The following is a 16,504-nucleotide window of genomic DNA, read 5'->3' as shown; positions in this document are numbered from 1 at the left end:
GAACCCGGCCTGGGAAAACGTCGAAGAAGCCCAGCGCTTCCTCGAGCTGTGCGTGCACCATATGAATATGCTGGCGGCGCAATTGGCCACCGATGCGCAAGGCTTCAAGGCGCGTTTTGATGACACCGAACACCAAGGTCAAACCGTCACGCTTGCCGAGGAATGGTGCTTTGGTTATATCCGTGGTGCCGCGATTGGCAACTGGCCAGAACTGCCGGCCGAACAGGCGGCGCTGCTGGAAAAGATTTCCTGGTGCGCCGAGCAGGACAACTTCGAACTGCCGGCCGACCTGGATGTAAACGCCCACCAGCAGCGGGTTCGAGCCATCGAACCCGCCGCGCGGGCGCTGCATGACTACTGGTTGGCCCAGCGGTAACAGCGCTTATTTGAAGTCCAGGTCAAACGCCTGGTAGAACGCGTTGCCGGTGTTGGCCACGATCCACATCAACACCACCACATGCCGGCCTTTCTTGCCCTTGGGCAGCGTGACCTGGTGTTCGACCTTGGCCTTCATTTCATCGGCGTGCTGGTAGTACGGCACCTGGGTGTAGAAGTCTTCGAAAAACGGCTTGGCCTCAAGTTGCGCACGGCTGATGCGTTGCTTGGGGTCCCAGCCATCCTTGGTGATCAGCCAGCGATAACCACGGGTGACGTGGGCGGCGGTGTACTCCCACTGCACCTTGAACACCTGGCCAGCCTCGACATTCAGCAACGGCCAAGTGAAGGGGCTATTGAGCTTTTTGCTCATCTCCTCGTCGGTGAAGTTGATGCAATCGCGGTCGTCGGTTTTGCCGCCGCTCAAGATATGCCCGTCGCCAGGCGGTGTGACGCTTTGATCATCTGTTTCATAAGGTGCCGGGAATGGCCCGGCGGCGAGCGATGGGAAGTTTTTACCGCCTTCCATCTCGTTGACTTGCCAGTTGCCGAGCAGCCCACGCTCCACCGCCACTGAACCACGGCTGGCCGGGGTCACTACGCGACCGTGACGAAGTTGGGTCTGGGGTTTGTTCATTTCATTCACTCCTTGATTGAATAGGCCCCGTCATGGGGCACGCCTTGAACTTACCTTGGCGGGCTTTATTGTCCAGTCGCCACTTCTCTCGGAAATATCTCACGTCGCCCTCGTTTCGCTAAGTGAGCGCCGTTGTCCTGCATCAGATTTGCTGCTTGTCCTACGCCCGCAGGAGTAGTTCGACTACAGGAGCAGTCCATTCCCCGGACAAGTCGGCGACCGCCTCGAAATACGCGCCCTACCACGATCCCTGCTCGACAAGGGTGGCGTGTTTAGCTGATTATTCGGGTCCGCCCGTCGGCCACTCCCTACCGCCTTGCCTTGATCAGGAGCCTTGTACCTTGAGTTCGCAGAAAACCGTGACCGTTACACCGCCCAATTTCGCCCTGAACGGCAAGGTCGCGCCCCCCGGCTCCAAATCCATTACCAACCGCGCCCTGCTGCTGGCCGCCCTGGCCAAGGGCACCAGCCGCTTGAGCGGCGCACTGAAAAGCGATGACACCCGCCACATGTCGGTGGCCTTGCGCCAAATGGGCGTGAGCATCGATGAACCGGACGACACCACCTTCGTTGTGACCGGCTCCGGCAAGTTGCAATTGCCGTCGCAGCCGCTGTTCCTCGGCAATGCCGGCACCGCGATGCGTTTTCTGACTGCCGCCGTGGCGACCGTCGAGGGCACCGTGGTGCTCGACGGCGACGACTACATGCAAAAACGTCCGATCGGCCCGCTGTTGGCCACCCTCGGCCAGAACGGCATCCGCGTCGACAGCCCGACCGGCTGCCCGCCGGTGACCGTACACGGCGTGGGCAAGGTGCAGGCCAAGCGTTTTGAGATTGATGGCGGCTTGTCCAGCCAGTACGTGTCAGCCCTGTTGATGCTCGCCGCCTGCGGCCAGGCGCCGATTGAAGTGGCGTTGACCGGCAAGGACATCGGCGCCCGTGGCTACGTCGACCTGACCCTGGACTGCATGCGGGCGTTCGGTGCGCAGGTCGAGGTGGTCGACGACACCACCTGGCGCGTGGCCCCCACCGGCTACAGCGCCCATGACTACCTGATCGAACCCGACGCCTCCGCCGCCACTTACCTGTGGGCTGCCGAAGTGTTGACCGGCGGGCGCATCGACATCGGCGTGGCCGCGCAGCACTTCACCCAGCCGGACGCCAAGGCCCAGGCCGTGATCGCGCAGTTCCCGAACATGCAAGCCACGGTAGTCGGCTCGCAGATGCAGGACGCAATCCCGACCCTGGCCGTGCTGGCTGCGTTCAACAACACCCCGGTGCGCTTCACTGAACTGGCCAACCTGCGCGTCAAGGAATGTGACCGTGTACAGGCGCTGCACGACGGCCTCAACGAGATTCGTCCAGGCTTGGCGACCATCGAGGGCGACGACCTGTTGGTGGCCAGCGACCCGGCGCTGGCCGGCACCTCTTGCAATGCGCTGATCGACACCCACGCCGACCATCGCATCGCGATGTGTTTTGCCCTGGCCGGGCTGAAGGTCGCGGGAATACGCATTCAAGACCCGGACTGCGTGGCCAAGACCTACCCTGAATACTGGAAGGCCTTGGGCAGCCTTGGGGTAACGCTCAGCTACTGAGCCAGCACGTCGGCGTAGGGAGGGAATGCAGATGTCAATTCGCCAACCCTGCCCACCCGGCGTCTGCGCTTGCGACCGCGAACAGCTGTTGCAAGCGCCCGGCGCCGACCTGCGCATTCTCAGCCTGACGCGTCAGGAAGAAAAAAAGCTGGTCGAGCGCCTGGAAAACCTCCAGAGCCTGCAAGACCTGGAACACATGCAACAGAAGATGTTCGAGCTATTGGGCATCCGCGTGCAGGTAGCGCCGGGGCACACCGAGGTCAAGAGCATGCGCGGCATTCAGATCAACATCGATGAGCAGCCCGGCCTGTGCCGCAAAACCCGCCAGGCGATTCCGGCAGCGATTCGCCGTGGCATGGAGAAGCGCCCGGAAATCGCCTACCGCCTGTTGGATGCTCACGATCTGTTTCGCGAAGGCTGACTAACCAGCCACCGTTTCGTGTGCAAACAAGCCCTGCCCTATGGCTTTCGCGGTGTGCAAGTGCGCCTGCGCAGCGCCGCTTTCCGAATCCAGCAGCAGCGTTGACGTCACCACCTGCGCCCCACAGTAATCAAAAATCCCGTAGTCGATTTGCGTGCGCATGGCCTTGGCATAACCGTGCCGATCAAACGCGCTTTCATCTGCCGCACCCAACGCCAGCAGGTGCACCTGCAAGTGCCGCAGTTTTTTCACCACCGGCGTATCGGGGCCGTAATCAATCGCCCAGCCGTTGACGAACACGCGGTCAACCCAACCTTTGAGCAGCCCCGGCAGGGACCACCAATAAATCGGAAACGCCAGCACCAATGCATCGGCGCGGTCGATGCGCGCCTGCTCGGCGAGCACATCGGCGGGCGGCTCAGCGCGAGTGCGGTGTACGAGGTGGTCAGCGGCGGTATAGCGCGGATCGAAGCCTTCGGCGGCGAGGTCGGCAACCTCATAAGTGTGGCCGCCCGCCGTGAGCCCGGCCGCCACTTGCGCGGCGAGGCTATGGGTGAGGGATTGCGGGTCGTGATGGCCTACAACGATCAGTGCGTGCATGACATTGACTCCATTTCGGGCTAGGCTGGGCGCTAGCTACTTTTAGTAGGTTACGCACCTTAAGTTACTTTTGGTATATAAGCATGTCAAGCGCTGAATCCCCTGCCCCACGCCGCCGCCTGTCCCGCGAGGATCGCCTGCGCCAATTGCTCGACATGGCCTGGCAACTGGTACGCGAAGAAGGCACCGAAGCCCTGACCCTGGGCCGCCTGGCCGAGCTGGCGGGCGTCACCAAGCCGGTGGTCTACGACCATTTCGTCACCCGCGCCGGCCTGCTGGCCGCACTGTATGAAGACTTCGATAGCCGCCAGAACCAGGTGTTTGCCGATGCGCTGGACTCCAGCGCCGCGACCCTGCAGGAGCAAGCCTGGGTCATCGCGTCGTGCTACGTCGATTGCGTGTTGTTGCAAGGGCGGGAAATTCCGGGGGTGATTGCCGCCTTGAGCAGCTCGCCGGAACTGGAAACGCTGAAGCGCAAATACGAGGCGATCTTCCTGCAAAAGTGCCGCGACGCACTGGCGCCGTTCGCGCCCAACGGCACTGTTTCCCAGGCAGGCTTACGCGCCATGCTGGGTGCCGCCGAAGCCTTGTCCCAGGCGGCCGCCAGTGGTGAGATCAGCCGTGAGGAGGCGCAGCACGAGTTGCTGGCGACGATTCTGGCGATGGTCAATCGCGGCACGGTGAAATGATTCTTCACGTGGGAGCAGGCTTGTCGAATTATCGTACCGCTGCGATACCGAGGTGCCTGCATCGCAGGCAAGCCAGCTCCCACAGAAAAGCAGATCTTCGGTGTATGCAGATCCGCTTTTCGCTTTTGATCTAACCACTCAGGTCGGCTACTAGGCCGCCGTGCTGTAGATCTTGATCTTGATTTTGATCTGAGGCGCCCCGTTAACCACGATGGCCGAACGCAGGCTTGAATCCGTGGGTAACCCGGCAGGACGCCGGGTTAGCCGCGCTGGGCCAAGGATGCCCCATCGCGGCGGCCCACGGATTCAAGCCGGATTGCGGGCATGCCGAGCCTAAGCGAGGCACCGAGTGGTGGGGCACAGACCTTTTGGTTACTTTTGGCTGGGCCGGCATTCCGGGCGTTTGCCAAAAGTGACCCGCCGTCAGGGCGGAACCCTAAGCCGCCGTTACCGCAGCAACGGATATACACACACCCCCTCTACCCAAGGAAGGTCTTTTACATTCAGGCCTGATGCTCGCTTAAAAATAGCTGCACCTTACGCGCAAGGTAATCCAAGTGCCGATCCCGCTGCTTCTCGGCATCAACCATCGCGCGCTTGCCGTGTTTTTGCAGCAAGTACGTATGAATCTGCCGCACCTCCAGCGAGCTGTAGATCGCAGCCACGTCCAGCACGCCCATCAAACCATCGGTGCCGTAATCGCGGGTGTTCATCAACACTTGGGTGCCGCGTGCGCCACGCACCTGAAAGCCCAGCGCTTGGAACGCCGGCACTTTTTCCACTGAGCAGGCCAGTTCTGCGTGGGGATAATGCGCCAGCACCTCGCCAAGCATGGCGCGGGCCACGCCCTGGCGCCGATGCCCGGCTTGCACGGCCATAAAGGCGATGCCACAGGCGTGCGGATCATCCTTGACGGGCAGGTACAGGCAAAAGCCGATCACCTGTTCGTCCCGCATCGCCACCACCAGTTCAACCGCGATGCCCTTGGCGCCAGTCAGCGCTTCAAGGTACAGGTGCACCTCAAAGCCGACGGCATATTGATAGATGTTGTAGAGCAGGTTGCTCGGCGGCAACGCCACACTGCTGATGTCGGTGAGGTTGTCTACCACCATCTGCAGGATCTGGCTGTTGATCGGCTCGGGGCACGCGGTGGTGTAGCGGGTAAGGCTGAACATGCAAATTCCTGGGTTTAGCGTCAAGGCAGCGGTGATTGTACCTGCTGCCCGCACACCTGGCGCAAACAGCCGCGCAACCAGCGGTGGGCCACATCGGCATCCAGGCGTGGGTGCCAGAGCATGGCCACGGTGAACGGCGGCACGACTATCGGCAGCGCGAAGCTGTACAGCCCGTCGCGCTGATGGGCGGTGTAGCGTTCGGGCACGCTGGCGATCAGGTCGGTGTCGCGGGCCAGGGCGATGGCGGTGGCAAAGCCGGCGACGATGGTGCTGATCTCCCGCGTCAGGCCCAGCGCTTGCAGGGCGTCGTCGACCTGGCCACGGTCCAGCCCACGGCGTGACACGTAGACATGCTGGCCCTGGGCAAAGCGCTCGGCGCTGACTTCACCCTGGCTCAGCGCATGGCCGCTGCGGACCACACCGATCAGTCGGTCACGGAACAGCGCCTGGGTCAGCAGTTCGGGACTGGCGCTGGCGTCGACCACGCCAATCGACAGGTCAATACTGCCCTCGCGCAGCAGCGCCGAGTCCTTGTCGCTCTTGTCGACGAAACGCAGGCGCACGCCCGGCGCTTCCTGGGCGATACGCGCGAGCAACGCCGGGCCGAGGTTTTCGACAAACTCCTCGCTCGAGCGCAGCGTGAACGTGCGTACCACCTGGCCCATGTCCAAGGTTTGCGCAGGGCGCAGCACCGCCTGGGCCTCCTGCACCAAACGGCTGACCTGTTCACGCAGTTCGACCGCCCGCGGGGTCGGCACCAGCCCGCGCCCGGCGCGCACCAGCAAGGGGTCACCGGTGGTTTCACGCAGGCGTGCCAGCGCGCGGCTCATGGCCGAAGGGCTCAGGCGCAGGCGCCTGGCGGCAGCGGCGACACTGCCCTCGCTAAGCAACGTATCCAGGGTAATGAGCAAATTCAGGTCGGGCATACGTGTTCCTTATCAGGCGTTTGATGCAGGTATTAGCTGCAACCCATGCGTCTTCCGCCATATTAGGCCACGCCGTAGAGTTGTGTCAGTTGCCTTCACTCAAGGAATCGTCCATGCACAACTCTTCACGCGCCGCGCTCGTCAGTCTGTCGCTATCCATGTTGCTGGCCGCTTTGGGCACCAGCATCGCCAATGTCGGCCTGCCCAGCCTGGCCCAGGCATTTGATGCATCCTTTCATGCCGTGCAGTGGGTGGTGCTCGCCTACCTGCTGGCGATCACGGCGGTGATTGTCGGCGCCGGCCGCCTGGGCGATCGTTGGGGGCGCCGACGCGTATTGCTCGCCGGCTTGCTGCTGTTCGCCGTGGCGTGTGCACTGTGCGCGGCAGCACCTTCGCTTAAATGGCTGATTGCCGCGCGCGCCCTGCAAGGCCTGGGGGCGGCGAGCATGATGGCGATGACCCTCGGGATGGTGGGCGACACGGTCACCAAGGCGCGTACCGGGCAGGTGATGGGTTTGCTCGGAACGATGTCAGCAGTCGGCACCGCCATGGGCCCCAGTGTCGGCGGGGTGTTGCTGAGCCTGTGGGGCTGGCGCGCGTTGTTCGCGGTCGGCGTACCGTTGGGCCTGTTGGCCGCCGCCCTCGCCTTTTATTACTTACCGGCAGACCGCCAGGCCAGCGCCCGCGCCCGCGAATCGGCAGGTGCTTTCTGGCAGCCTTTGCAAGACCCGACGCTGCGTGCCGGGTTGGCGATGAGCGCGCTGGTGGCGGCAGTGATCATGGCCACATTCGTGGTCGGGCCGTTTTACCTCTCCCGTGGCCTGGGGCTCGACCCCGCCTGGATGGGCCTGGCCATGGCCGTCGGCCCCTGTGTTGCGGCGCTGACCGGTGTGCCGGCGGGCCGCCTCACCGATCGCCTGGGCAGCCATCACATGACCCTCGCGGGCTTGGGGGTGATGGCCCTGGGTGCCCTGTCGCTTTCGTTGACGGCGGGACTGCTCGCTTACCTCGGCGCCCTGATCCTGCTGACGACGGGCTATAGCCTGTTTCAAGCCGCCAATAACACCGCGGTGATGAGCGATGTCGCGCCGACACGCCGAGGAACCGTCTCTGGCCTGCTGAACCTGTCGCGCAACCTGGGACTGATTTTCGGTGCCTGGGCCCTGGGCGCGGTATTTGCCTGGGCCAGCCCCGATGTGGCCCACGCAGCGCCACCCAGTGTTGCCAATGGCTTGCATGTGACCTTCGCCATGGCGTTGGTCCTGATCGTCACCGCCAGCACGTTTGCCTGGGGCCGCAACCGCGCCACGATCTGCCCGCAGAACACCCGCTGAGGCAAAAAAACAAAAAAGGCGTTGCCCCAAACCGGGTTACTTCGCGCATCATGGGCACTTTCAAGCTCAAGGGTAACGTCCATGCGCGTGCTGTCATTGATGATGGGTCTGACGACGCTGGCCGCCAATGTGGTGTTCTGCGCCAGCGCGATGGCGAATGAAGAAAGTCAGTTAGTGCAACAGATCAACGAATACCGCAGCCACGTACAACGCTGCGGCAACCAGGGTTCCCAGGAACTGCCACCGCTGGCCAGCGACACCCGACTGGTGCTGCCGGCCACCAATGTCGGCGACTTGCAGCAGGCGCTCGCGCGGGCCGCGTACCCGATGGTGAATGTGCAGGCCATCAGCCTCTCCGGCCCCAAAGACGCCGAGGCGGCGATGAAGGCCGTGCGCGAAAGCTTCTGCCGCGTGGTACTGGACCCGCAATTTGTCGATATTGGCGTGAGCAACAGCGGCCAGGACTGGCGCATCGTGCTGGCGCGCCCGCTGCTCACCAGCGGCCTTGGCGACTGGCAGACCGAGGGCAAAAAACTTCTCGATCTGGTCAACACCGCCCGTCAACAACCACGCCAATGCGGCACCCAGGCGTTTAGCGCGACCACGCCGCTGTCGTGGAATGACGACTTGGCCAGCGCCGCCAACAGCCATTCGCGCAACATGGCTAATGGCAATTTCTTCGACCACCTGGATCATGACGGCCGCACGCCTGGCGATCGTGCGGAACTGGCCGGGTACATCGCAAAAAACATCGGCGAAAACATCGCCGCCGGCCTCGACAACCCGCGCAAGGTCGTGGACGGCTGGCTCGCCAGCCCCGGGCATTGCGCCAACCTGATGAACCCGCAATTTCGTGAATTGGGCGCGGCCTACGCCATGGACCCCAAGAGTGATGCCGGCATTTATTGGACGGGGGTTCTCGGCGCGCAATAGGCGTCTTAGGCCCGACTGCAGGCCTATTCATTTGTATAGAACATCAAATTGCTATCACCTGAATAATCGTGCTGAACTGGCAGCATTCATTCCGGTCTGTTGCTTGTTAGCCTGACCGCTTCAGGCCCTCGACAGACCGTGGTAAACAAGGTGTTTTCGCAATGATGAATTGGCTGCAAAGCAGCAGCGAAATGGCTGAGCGGGTTCGCCAGCATGACTGGGCGAACACGCCACTAGGCCCGCTGGAGCAGTGGCCCGACGTGCTCAAGACCACCGTAGCGCTGTGCTTCGCATCGAGCTTTCCCCAGGCGATTGTCTGGGGGCCGCAGTTGATCACACTCTACAACGATGCATTCATTCCGATCCTGGGCACCAAGCCCGACCCGTTGGGGCGCCCGTTCAACGAGGTGTGGCATGAGGTGTGGGCGGATATCAGCCCCATCGCCGATGCCGCCTTCCAAGGCCATGCCACCTACATCGAAAATTTCCCCCTGGTGATTGAACGCGGCCCGACGCGGGAACAGGCGTACTTCACCTTTTGTTATAGCCCGATTCGCGACCCCGAGGGCAAGGTAGTCGGCATTCTCGACACCGTGTCGGAAACCACCACCACAGTATTCCTCGCCCGTCGCCTGGCGGTATTGGAAGCCATCAGCCACACGGTGGCCAATGCGGCAGATGCCGAAACCATTCTGAGCAGCACCACTCAATTGGTCGCCGAACATCTGCAGGTGAGTAACTGCGCCTACGCCGATATGGACGCCGATGAAGACGGCTTCACCATCCGTGACAATTGGACAGCCCCCGGTTCGCCCAGCATTATCGGCTGCTACAGCCTGGCGGCTTTCGGTGAAACGGCCGTCAACTGCCTGCGGGCCGGTGAGCCACTGGTGATCCATGACAACCTGCGCGAGCTGCCACCAGAAGAGTCAGCGTCCTTTCAGGCATTGGGCGTCAGCGCCACGATCTGCATGCCACTCATCAAAAATGGTCGGCTGACGGCCTTGATGGCGGTACACGATAAAGTCCCACGGCTGTGGTCGAGCTACGACCTGGCTTTGCTGCGCGAAGTCACCGAGCGCTCCTGGGCGCATATCGAGCGCGTGCGCGCCGATGCCCATGTGCGTGAAGGGCTGGCAGCCTTTGCCGAACTCAACACTACCCTGGAGCAGCGTGTCGAAGAACGCACCCTGGCGCTGGCCCAGGCCGAAGCCGCTCTGCGCCAGTCGCAGAAACTCGAAGCCATCGGCCAGTTGACGGGCGGCGTGGCCCATGACTTCAACAACCTGCTGACCATCATCCGCTCCTCGGTGGATTTTCTACGCCAGCCGGGGTTGTCCGAAGAGCGCCGCCAACGCTACATGAGCGCGGTGTCCGACACTGTCGAGCGGGCCAGCAAACTCACCAGCCAACTGCTCGCCTTTGCCCGCCGCCAACCGCTGAACCCGGAAGTTTTCGATGTGAGCCTGCGGGTCAAGAACATCGGCGAGATGCTCGAAAGCCTCACCGGTGCGCGTATCCGCGTGCAGTTGGAGTTGCCGCAGCGACCGTGCCATGTGCGCGTCGACTCGAGCCAATTTGAAACCGCCCTGATCAATATCGCGCTCAATGCCCGCGATGCCATGGAAGGTCAAGGCACCCTGACCCTGCGCGTCGCCCACATTGCCAGACTGCCGCGTATCCGTGGCGATGCCGAATCAAACCAGCCTTTTGTGAGCATTGCCTTGGCCGATACCGGCAGCGGCATTGCCGTTGACACCGTCGAGCGCATTTTCGAACCCTTCTTTACCACCAAGGCGGTGGGCAAAGGTACCGGGCTTGGCTTGTCCCAGGTGTTCGGGTTTGCCAAACAGTCCGGTGGCAACGTCGACGTCACCAGCAACCTCGGCCAGGGCAGCGTGTTTACCCTGTATCTACCCGAGGCCGAGCCTGTGGCGGTGCAGGCCTGCCCGGTCCAGGAAGATCAGAGCCCGCTGCCCGCCACTGCGGCGCGCCACATCCTGATAGTCGAAGACAACCTCGAGGTCGGCCGTTTTGCCAACCAGATCCTGCAGGACCTGGGTTACCGCACCACCTGGGCCACCCATGCCGAGCAGGCACTGGCACTGGCCGGCCCGGACGGCATGGCGTTTGACGCGATTTTCTCGGATGTGGTGATGCCAGGCATGACCGGCGTGGCCATGAGCAAACTGCTGCGCCAGCGCCGCCCCGACTTGCCGGTGGTTCTCACGTCAGGCTACAGCGAAGAACTGGCCGACAGCGGTTATGAAGGCTTCGAATTCCTCCCCAAGCCCTACTCCGCCGACCAAGTGGCGCGGGCATTGGCCAGGTCGATGCTCAAGGAGTGAGGCGCTACTGCGCGACGGCCACCTGATTACGCCCCATAGCCTTGGCGCGGTACAGCGCTTTGTCGGCGTTGTTCATCAGGCTGTGCAAGTCCTGATCAAGGCTGCGGGTAGTGGCCACACCGAGGCTGGCGGTCAAGCCCTTCACCGGTTCACAGGTCAGGCCCGAAATCGCCTGGACCAGTTGCTCGGCGATGCCTCGCGCGGTTTCCAGTGAGGTGTTGGGCAGCAACACCGCGAATTCTTCACCACCGAGCCGACCATAAACATCGGCCTGGCGAAACGACGTGCTGATCACCCCGCCAATCTGGCGCAACACCTGGTCGCCGGCCTGATGGCCGTAGGTGTCGTTGATGTCCTTGAAATGGTCCATGTCCATCATCAACGCGCTCAGCGGCTGCTGGTGGTGGTGGCAATGCGCGTACAGCAGGTGGGCCTGTTCGAAAAACGCGCGACGGTTCATCAGCCCGGTGAGCTCGTCGGTCTGGGCAGCACGCGTGGAGATATGGTGAGCACGTTCCATCTGTCGGGTCAGTCGGAAGGCTTTTTCCAGCGCATCCGACAGCTTGCGCGTGGCACTGACCACAAAGGTCGAGAACACCAGCACCGCAATCGCCACACCTACTTGCATCGGCGCCGGCTGGAACAGCAACCACAGGGTGCACGGCAACAGCACCAGCGCCATGGAGCCCAGGGTCATATAGCGATAGGCCGAATAACACGAAACCGCGCTCACTGACATGCCCACGGTAAACAGCATGACCAGCACCTGGGAGACACGATCATCCGTCGACATCACGGCCAGGGCGCCGAGGCCCCAGGTGCCGGCTGACAGCATCAGCGTGACCCAATAGCGGCGTTCCCAGCGCCGGGGCGTGCGCTCGCTGTCGGGGCAGCGAAACCAGTCGGTGAACAGTTTGACGCGCACCAGCGATGTCACCGCCAGCAACCCCAGCCAGACCAGCATGACCTTGTGGTCAAACCGGCCCCAACACAGCCAGCAGAGCATGACAGCGCCCAGGTAGCTGCCGAAAATAGCCGAGAACGATTGGCGAAACAGCTGGTGCAAACGGTCGGTTCGCACCTGCTGTTCGATGAGTTCATCCGGGTCTTGCCCACGCCCAAGGCCGTTCATGAAATGCGCCTGCTTCGACTGCCACGACAAAGGCGCCATTGTGGCACCCTGCCAGTAGTGCGGACAACAGAATCCACCACACTAGAGCCGTTACAGCGCTTGCGGGCGAAGAATCAACACGCCCAAAGGCGGCAGATTCAGCGACAGCGACACCGGCTGCCCATGGCGCGGCTCCTCTTGGGTGAGCACTTCGCCGCCGTTGCCATAATTGGAGCCGGCATAGGTGTCGGCATCACTGTTGATCACCTCGCTCCAGCGCCCGGCAAACGGCACGCCGACCGCGTAGCCCTCACGCGGCACCGGGGTGAAGTTGGCCACCACCAGCACCGGTTTGCCGTCCTTGCTCCAGCGTAGCCAGGCATAGACACTGTTGATCGCATCGTCGCCAATCAACCACTGGAACCCTTGGGGCGCATCGTCCTGCTCATGCAGCGCCGGTTCCTCGCGGTACAGGCGGTTAAGGTCACCGACCAGTTTCTGCACGCCTCGGTGTTCGGGGTATTGCAGCAAGTACCAATCCAACTGCTGATCGTGGTTCCACTCGCGCCATTGGCCGAATTCGCAGCCCATAAACAGCAGCTTCTTGCCGGGGTGCATCCACATAAAGCTCAGATAGGCGCGCAGGTTGGCGAATTTCTGCCAGCGATCGCCGGGCATCTTGTCGATCAGTGAGTGCTTGCCGTGCACCACTTCATCGTGGGAGATCGGCAGGATAAAGCGTTCGGACCACGCATACACCAGGCCGAAACTCAGCTCATTGTGATGATGGGCGCGGTACACCGGGTCTTGCTGGATGTAGTGCAGCGAATCGTGCATCCAGCCCATGTTCCATTTGTAGTTAAAACCCAGGCCGCCCTGCTGCGTGCTCTGGCTGACGCCCGGCCAGGCTGTGGACTCTTCGGCAATCACCAGCGCGCCCGGCGCTTCCAGCGCGACCACATCATTGAGATGGCGCAGGAAGTCGATGGCCTCCAGGTTTTCGCGGCCGCCATGGCGGTTAGGCACCCACTCACCGGCTTTGCGCGAATAATCGCGATACAGCATTGAGGCCACGGCATCTACGCGCAAACCGTCGATGTGGAAGTGCTTGAGCCAATGCAACGCCGAAGCGAGCATAAAGCCGTGCACTTCGGTGCGGCCCAGGTTGTAGATCAGCGTGTCCCAGTCCTGGTGGAAGCCTTCCAGCGGGTTGGCGTATTCGTACAAGGCCGTGCCGTCGAACTGGGCCAGGCCGTGGGTATCGGTGGGGAAATGCGCCGGCACCCAGTCCAGAATCACACCGATGTCGGCCTGGTGCAGGGCGTTGACGAAAAACCCGAAGTCCTCCGGCGAGCCAAAGCGTGCGCTCGGTGCAAACTGCGACAGCGCCTGGTAACCCCAGGAGCCACCGAACGGGTGCTCCATGATCGGCATCAGCTCGATATGGGTAAAGCCCAATTGCTGCACATAAGGAATCAAGCGCTCGGCCAGTTCGCGCCAGCCATATTGGCGCGACACTTCACCGGCCTCGTCGAGTTCACACTGCCAGGAACCGACATGCAGCTCATAAATGGATAATGGCGCCGAGGCCTTTTGCTTGTCGGCACGCGCCTGCATCCACTCATGGTCTTGCCAGTCCACCTGCAACGGCGCGGCGACTTTTGAGGCAGTGTCGGGCGGCAGTTGAGTAGCAAGCGCCATGGGGTCGGCCTTGAGCGGCAGAATCCCATGGGCGCCGAGAATCTCGTACTTGTAGGCCGCGCCCGTTTGCAGACGTGGGATAAAGATCTCCCACACGCCCGACGGATGCCGCAGTCGCATCGGATGGCGGCGGCCATCCCAGATATTGAAGTCACCCACCACCGATACGCGCCGCGCATTCGGCGCCCACACCGCAAAACGCACGCCTTGCACGCCGTCGACGCTGGTGACCTGCGCGCCCAGGCAACTGCTGAGGTCACGGTGATTGCCTTCGGCGAACAGGTACAAATCCATCTCACCCAGCAGCAACTGGCTGAAGCTGTAGGGGTCTTCGGTGATCTGCTCGCCGCCGGCCCACTGGATCTTCAGCAGGTAGCCCTGGCGCGTGGAAAAATGCCCGACAAACAAACCCGGCACCTGGGTCGCGTCCAGGCTGCCGATGGCTTCACCGCTTTCGCGGGCCAACACCTGGACGCTCAAGGCTTCGGGCAGGAACGCGCGGATAAATTGCCCGCCCTGCTCGTCATCGTGCGGCCCCAGGATGGAAAAAGGGTCCGGGTGTTCCGCGCGCACCAGCGCTTCTACATCTTTGGGCGCCGGCATGGCGGTCAACTTCGCTTGCAGCGGTTCTCTCTGTGTAAAACTCATGACGTCTCCCCACCGCGTGCATTATTCGCTTGAGATAGCAGCCCGCTGAGTAAACCGTGCAGCCCTTGCAGGGGCACCGGCAACCAGGTTGGGCGATTTTCTGCTTCGTAAGCCACTTCGTACGCGGCCTTCTCCAGGCTGAACAACGTCAGCGCTGCGTCCTGCCCATTGGCATCCTGCCAGTCATGCGCCAGTGTAGACGTAGCCTGATGATAAGCCTGGATAAATGCCTTGCGCGCTTCACTCAGGTAACGGTCAGTCACACGCTGGCGGGCGGTATCCGCTTGCGGCGAGTGATCCACACCTTGCACATTCAGGGCCATGGCGGCGGCGTAATCAAACGAGCGCAGCACGCCACTTACATCTTTATACGGGCTGTGCTTGCCGCGCCGTTCATGCAGCGGGCGCGCCGGCTCGCCTTCAAAGTCGATCAAATACGCATCGCCCTTGACCACCAGGACCTGCCCCAGGTGCAAGTCACCGTGGACCCGAATGCGCAAACCGCCGGCCGTGGCTTTCGCCAGGGCCTGGACACTGCTGGCCAGCGCTTTTTTATGCCCCAGCATTTCACTGACCAGCGCCTGATCGGCGGGGTTCAACTGGCTTTGATGAAGTTTTAACAACTGCAGCGCGCGGTCGATCTGCGCGCCGACGTCCTTGGCCCAGGCCTGGGTGTCCTTGGCCGTGGTGGTCTCGGGCTTGAAGTCTTGGTTGGTGGTTTGTGCTGCCAGCACCCCGTGCATTTCGCCCAGGCGCTGGCCGAGTAAACCGGCAAAATCCTGCAGTTCACCCAAGGCGTTGTAATGCTGCTCCTGCTCGGAAATCGCTTGGGCCAGCTCGTCGCGAATCGCGCGCTCCAGGTTGTTCTGGGTCCAGCTCCAGGCGTCGCCCTGGTTGCTCAGGTAGCCTTGGGCAATCATCAGCAGGTTGTCCTGCCCCTGGCCATCGCGACGAATCATCGAGCCCAGCAACGGCGAAATATTCGGGTAATCGGCGGCCGTCAGGTAAGCGCTCATTTCCAGCTCCGGGTGCACCCCGGCGCTGACTTTGCGGATCAGCTTGAGCACCAGGCTCTCGCCCACCACCACCGAACTGTTGGACTGCTCGGCCGACAGGTAGCTGGATCACCGCCCGGATAAAGTGTTCCAGGCTAAAGGCATCGGTAACGAGCCCAACCTGACGCCCCCGGCGTACGCGGGCCAGCGCCAGTTGCTGGGGCAAGGCACTGGTGAACTGGTCTTCGGCTAAAAAGCCGAACGGCAATTGATAACGACTGACCTGGCCGCCGCTGGTCACATCGACCTCACTGAGCAGCACCGGATGCTGCGGGTCGCCAAACCGCACGCCGTAGGCAATTTGCACCTGGTCGATGGCCGTGTCTTTACCGGCATACCAGCGCCGCTTGGGCAACCATGCCGGCAGCGAGGTGTGCTCCAGGGTGGTGCGGCACGGCTCGTCGAGTAACTCTTCCATGCGTTGTTTGAGCACCAGCGTGGTGAAATCCGGCATGCTCTGCGCCGGCTCCACATGCCAGCTGGGCATCTGGTGTTCGGCCGCCAGCACAAACCAATAGAAACCGTACGGCGACAAAGTCAGCAGGAAATTCAGCTGGCCGATGGGCGGGAACGCGTTACCGCCGAGCATCTCCACCGGCACCATGCCGGCGAAGGCGGATAAGTCCAGCTCGGCCGCCTGGGCGCTGCGCGACACGTTGGCCACGCACAGAATGGTTTCCGTGCGGCCATCGTCGCCGGTGAACTCACGGGTATACGCCAGGATGCGGCGGTTGCTCGGCGAGAGCATTTTCAGGCTTCCACGCCCGAAGGCCTTGGACTGTTTACGCACCGCCAACATGCGCCGGGTCCAGTTGAGCAGCGAATGCGGGTCCTGGGCCTGGGTTTCGACGTTGACCGACAGGTAGCCATATTGCGGGTCCATGATCGGCGGCAACACCAGGCTGGCCGGGTCGGCGCGCGAGAAGCCGCCGTTACGGTCGATGGACCATTGC

At 62.3% G+C, this 16,504-nt stretch carries 13 protein-coding genes and 1 pseudogene; 7 read left to right on the top strand and 7 right to left on the bottom strand.

Features of this window, described 5'->3' with window-relative positions:
• The coding region (locus FEM54_RS07380; RefSeq protein ID WP_138450235.1) for a UPF0149 family protein at positions 1 to 376 on the top strand (376 nt) is incomplete at its 5' end.
• 6 nt (positions 377 to 382) lie between these two features.
• Here the strand turns inward: FEM54_RS07380 and FEM54_RS07375 are convergent.
• Positions 383 to 1,012 (bottom strand): lytic polysaccharide monooxygenase auxiliary activity family 9 protein, encoded by a 630-nt coding sequence (locus FEM54_RS07375; protein ID WP_138450233.1) that lies wholly within the window; start codon positions 1,010 to 1,012, stop codon positions 383 to 385.
• Between the two features lie 341 nt (positions 1,013 to 1,353).
• On the opposite strand from FEM54_RS07375, the gene FEM54_RS07370 reads away from it, so the two are divergent.
• Entirely contained in the window at positions 1,354 to 2,610 is a 1,257-nt protein-coding gene (locus tag FEM54_RS07370) for a 3-phosphoshikimate 1-carboxyvinyltransferase (RefSeq protein ID WP_017139113.1), read from the top strand.
• Positions 2,611 to 2,641: 31 nt separating this feature from the next.
• Entirely contained in the window at positions 2,642 to 3,031 is a 390-nt protein-coding gene (locus FEM54_RS07365) for a hypothetical protein (protein WP_099548288.1), read from the top strand.
• Here FEM54_RS07365 and FEM54_RS07360 read toward each other — a convergent pair whose 3' ends face one another.
• Positions 3,032 to 3,631, bottom strand: coding sequence for an NAD(P)H-dependent oxidoreductase (locus FEM54_RS07360; RefSeq protein ID WP_138450232.1), 600 nt, complete (start codon positions 3,629 to 3,631; stop codon positions 3,032 to 3,034). It lies immediately after the preceding gene.
• Positions 3,632 to 3,714: 83 nt separating this feature from the next.
• On the opposite strand from FEM54_RS07360, the gene FEM54_RS07355 reads away from it, so the two are divergent.
• The gene (locus tag FEM54_RS07355) at positions 3,715 to 4,320 is read left to right on the top strand and encodes a TetR/AcrR family transcriptional regulator (RefSeq protein WP_138450230.1); all 606 of its coding nucleotides are present in this window, start codon (positions 3,715 to 3,717) and stop codon (positions 4,318 to 4,320) included.
• Positions 4,321 to 4,823: 503 nt separating this feature from the next.
• On the opposite strand, the gene FEM54_RS07350 is transcribed toward FEM54_RS07355, so the two are convergent.
• Together FEM54_RS07350 and FEM54_RS07345 are read right to left on the bottom strand one after the other, a co-directional pair.
• Positions 4,824 to 5,495 (bottom strand): GNAT family N-acetyltransferase, encoded by a 672-nt coding sequence (locus FEM54_RS07350; protein WP_138450228.1) that lies wholly within the window; start codon positions 5,493 to 5,495, stop codon positions 4,824 to 4,826.
• 20 nt (positions 5,496 to 5,515) lie between these two features.
• Positions 5,516 to 6,421 carry a LysR family transcriptional regulator gene (locus FEM54_RS07345; protein WP_017139119.1) on the bottom strand — a complete coding sequence of 302 codons (906 nt, stop codon included), beginning with the start codon at positions 6,419 to 6,421 and terminating at the stop codon, positions 5,516 to 5,518.
• 113 nt (positions 6,422 to 6,534) lie between these two features.
• Between FEM54_RS07345 and FEM54_RS07340 the strand changes: the two genes are divergently transcribed.
• From FEM54_RS07340 to FEM54_RS07330, 3 genes are all read left to right on the top strand, one after another.
• Positions 6,535 to 7,755: an MFS transporter gene (locus FEM54_RS07340; protein WP_138450226.1), complete on the top strand. Its 1,221-nt coding sequence runs from the start codon at positions 6,535 to 6,537 to the stop codon at positions 7,753 to 7,755.
• Between the two features lie 81 nt (positions 7,756 to 7,836).
• The gene (locus FEM54_RS07335) at positions 7,837 to 8,688 is read left to right on the top strand and encodes a CAP domain-containing protein (RefSeq protein WP_017139121.1); all 852 of its coding nucleotides are present in this window, start codon (positions 7,837 to 7,839) and stop codon (positions 8,686 to 8,688) included.
• A 161-nt stretch (positions 8,689 to 8,849) separates the two neighbouring features.
• Positions 8,850 to 11,036: a GAF domain-containing hybrid sensor histidine kinase/response regulator gene (locus tag FEM54_RS07330; RefSeq protein WP_138450224.1), complete on the top strand. Its 2,187-nt coding sequence runs from the start codon at positions 8,850 to 8,852 to the stop codon at positions 11,034 to 11,036.
• A gap of 4 nt (positions 11,037 to 11,040) precedes the next feature.
• Here the strand turns inward: FEM54_RS07330 and FEM54_RS07325 are convergent, their stop codons facing one another.
• From FEM54_RS07325 to FEM54_RS07315, 3 genes and pseudogenes are all read right to left on the bottom strand, one after another.
• A complete protein-coding gene (locus FEM54_RS07325; RefSeq protein ID WP_138450223.1) occupies positions 11,041 to 12,207 on the bottom strand; it encodes a GGDEF domain-containing protein in 1,167 nt (388 codons plus the stop codon).
• Between the two features lie 51 nt (positions 12,208 to 12,258).
• The gene (glgB, locus tag FEM54_RS07320) at positions 12,259 to 14,496 is read right to left on the bottom strand and encodes a 1,4-alpha-glucan branching protein GlgB (RefSeq protein WP_138450221.1); all 2,238 of its coding nucleotides are present in this window, start codon (positions 14,494 to 14,496) and stop codon (positions 12,259 to 12,261) included.
• A pseudogene (locus FEM54_RS07315) lies at positions 14,493 to 16,504 on the bottom strand (putative maltokinase); the annotation flags it as partial. The pseudogene FEM54_RS07315 and the gene glgB, both read right to left, overlap by 4 nt.

Source organism: Pseudomonas edaphica (assembly GCF_005863185.1).
Classification (GTDB): Bacteria; Pseudomonadota; Gammaproteobacteria; order Pseudomonadales; family Pseudomonadaceae; genus Aquipseudomonas; species Aquipseudomonas edaphica.
Note: the sequence above shows the minus strand (reverse complement) of the source record. Positions and strands in the feature narration are given on the sequence as shown.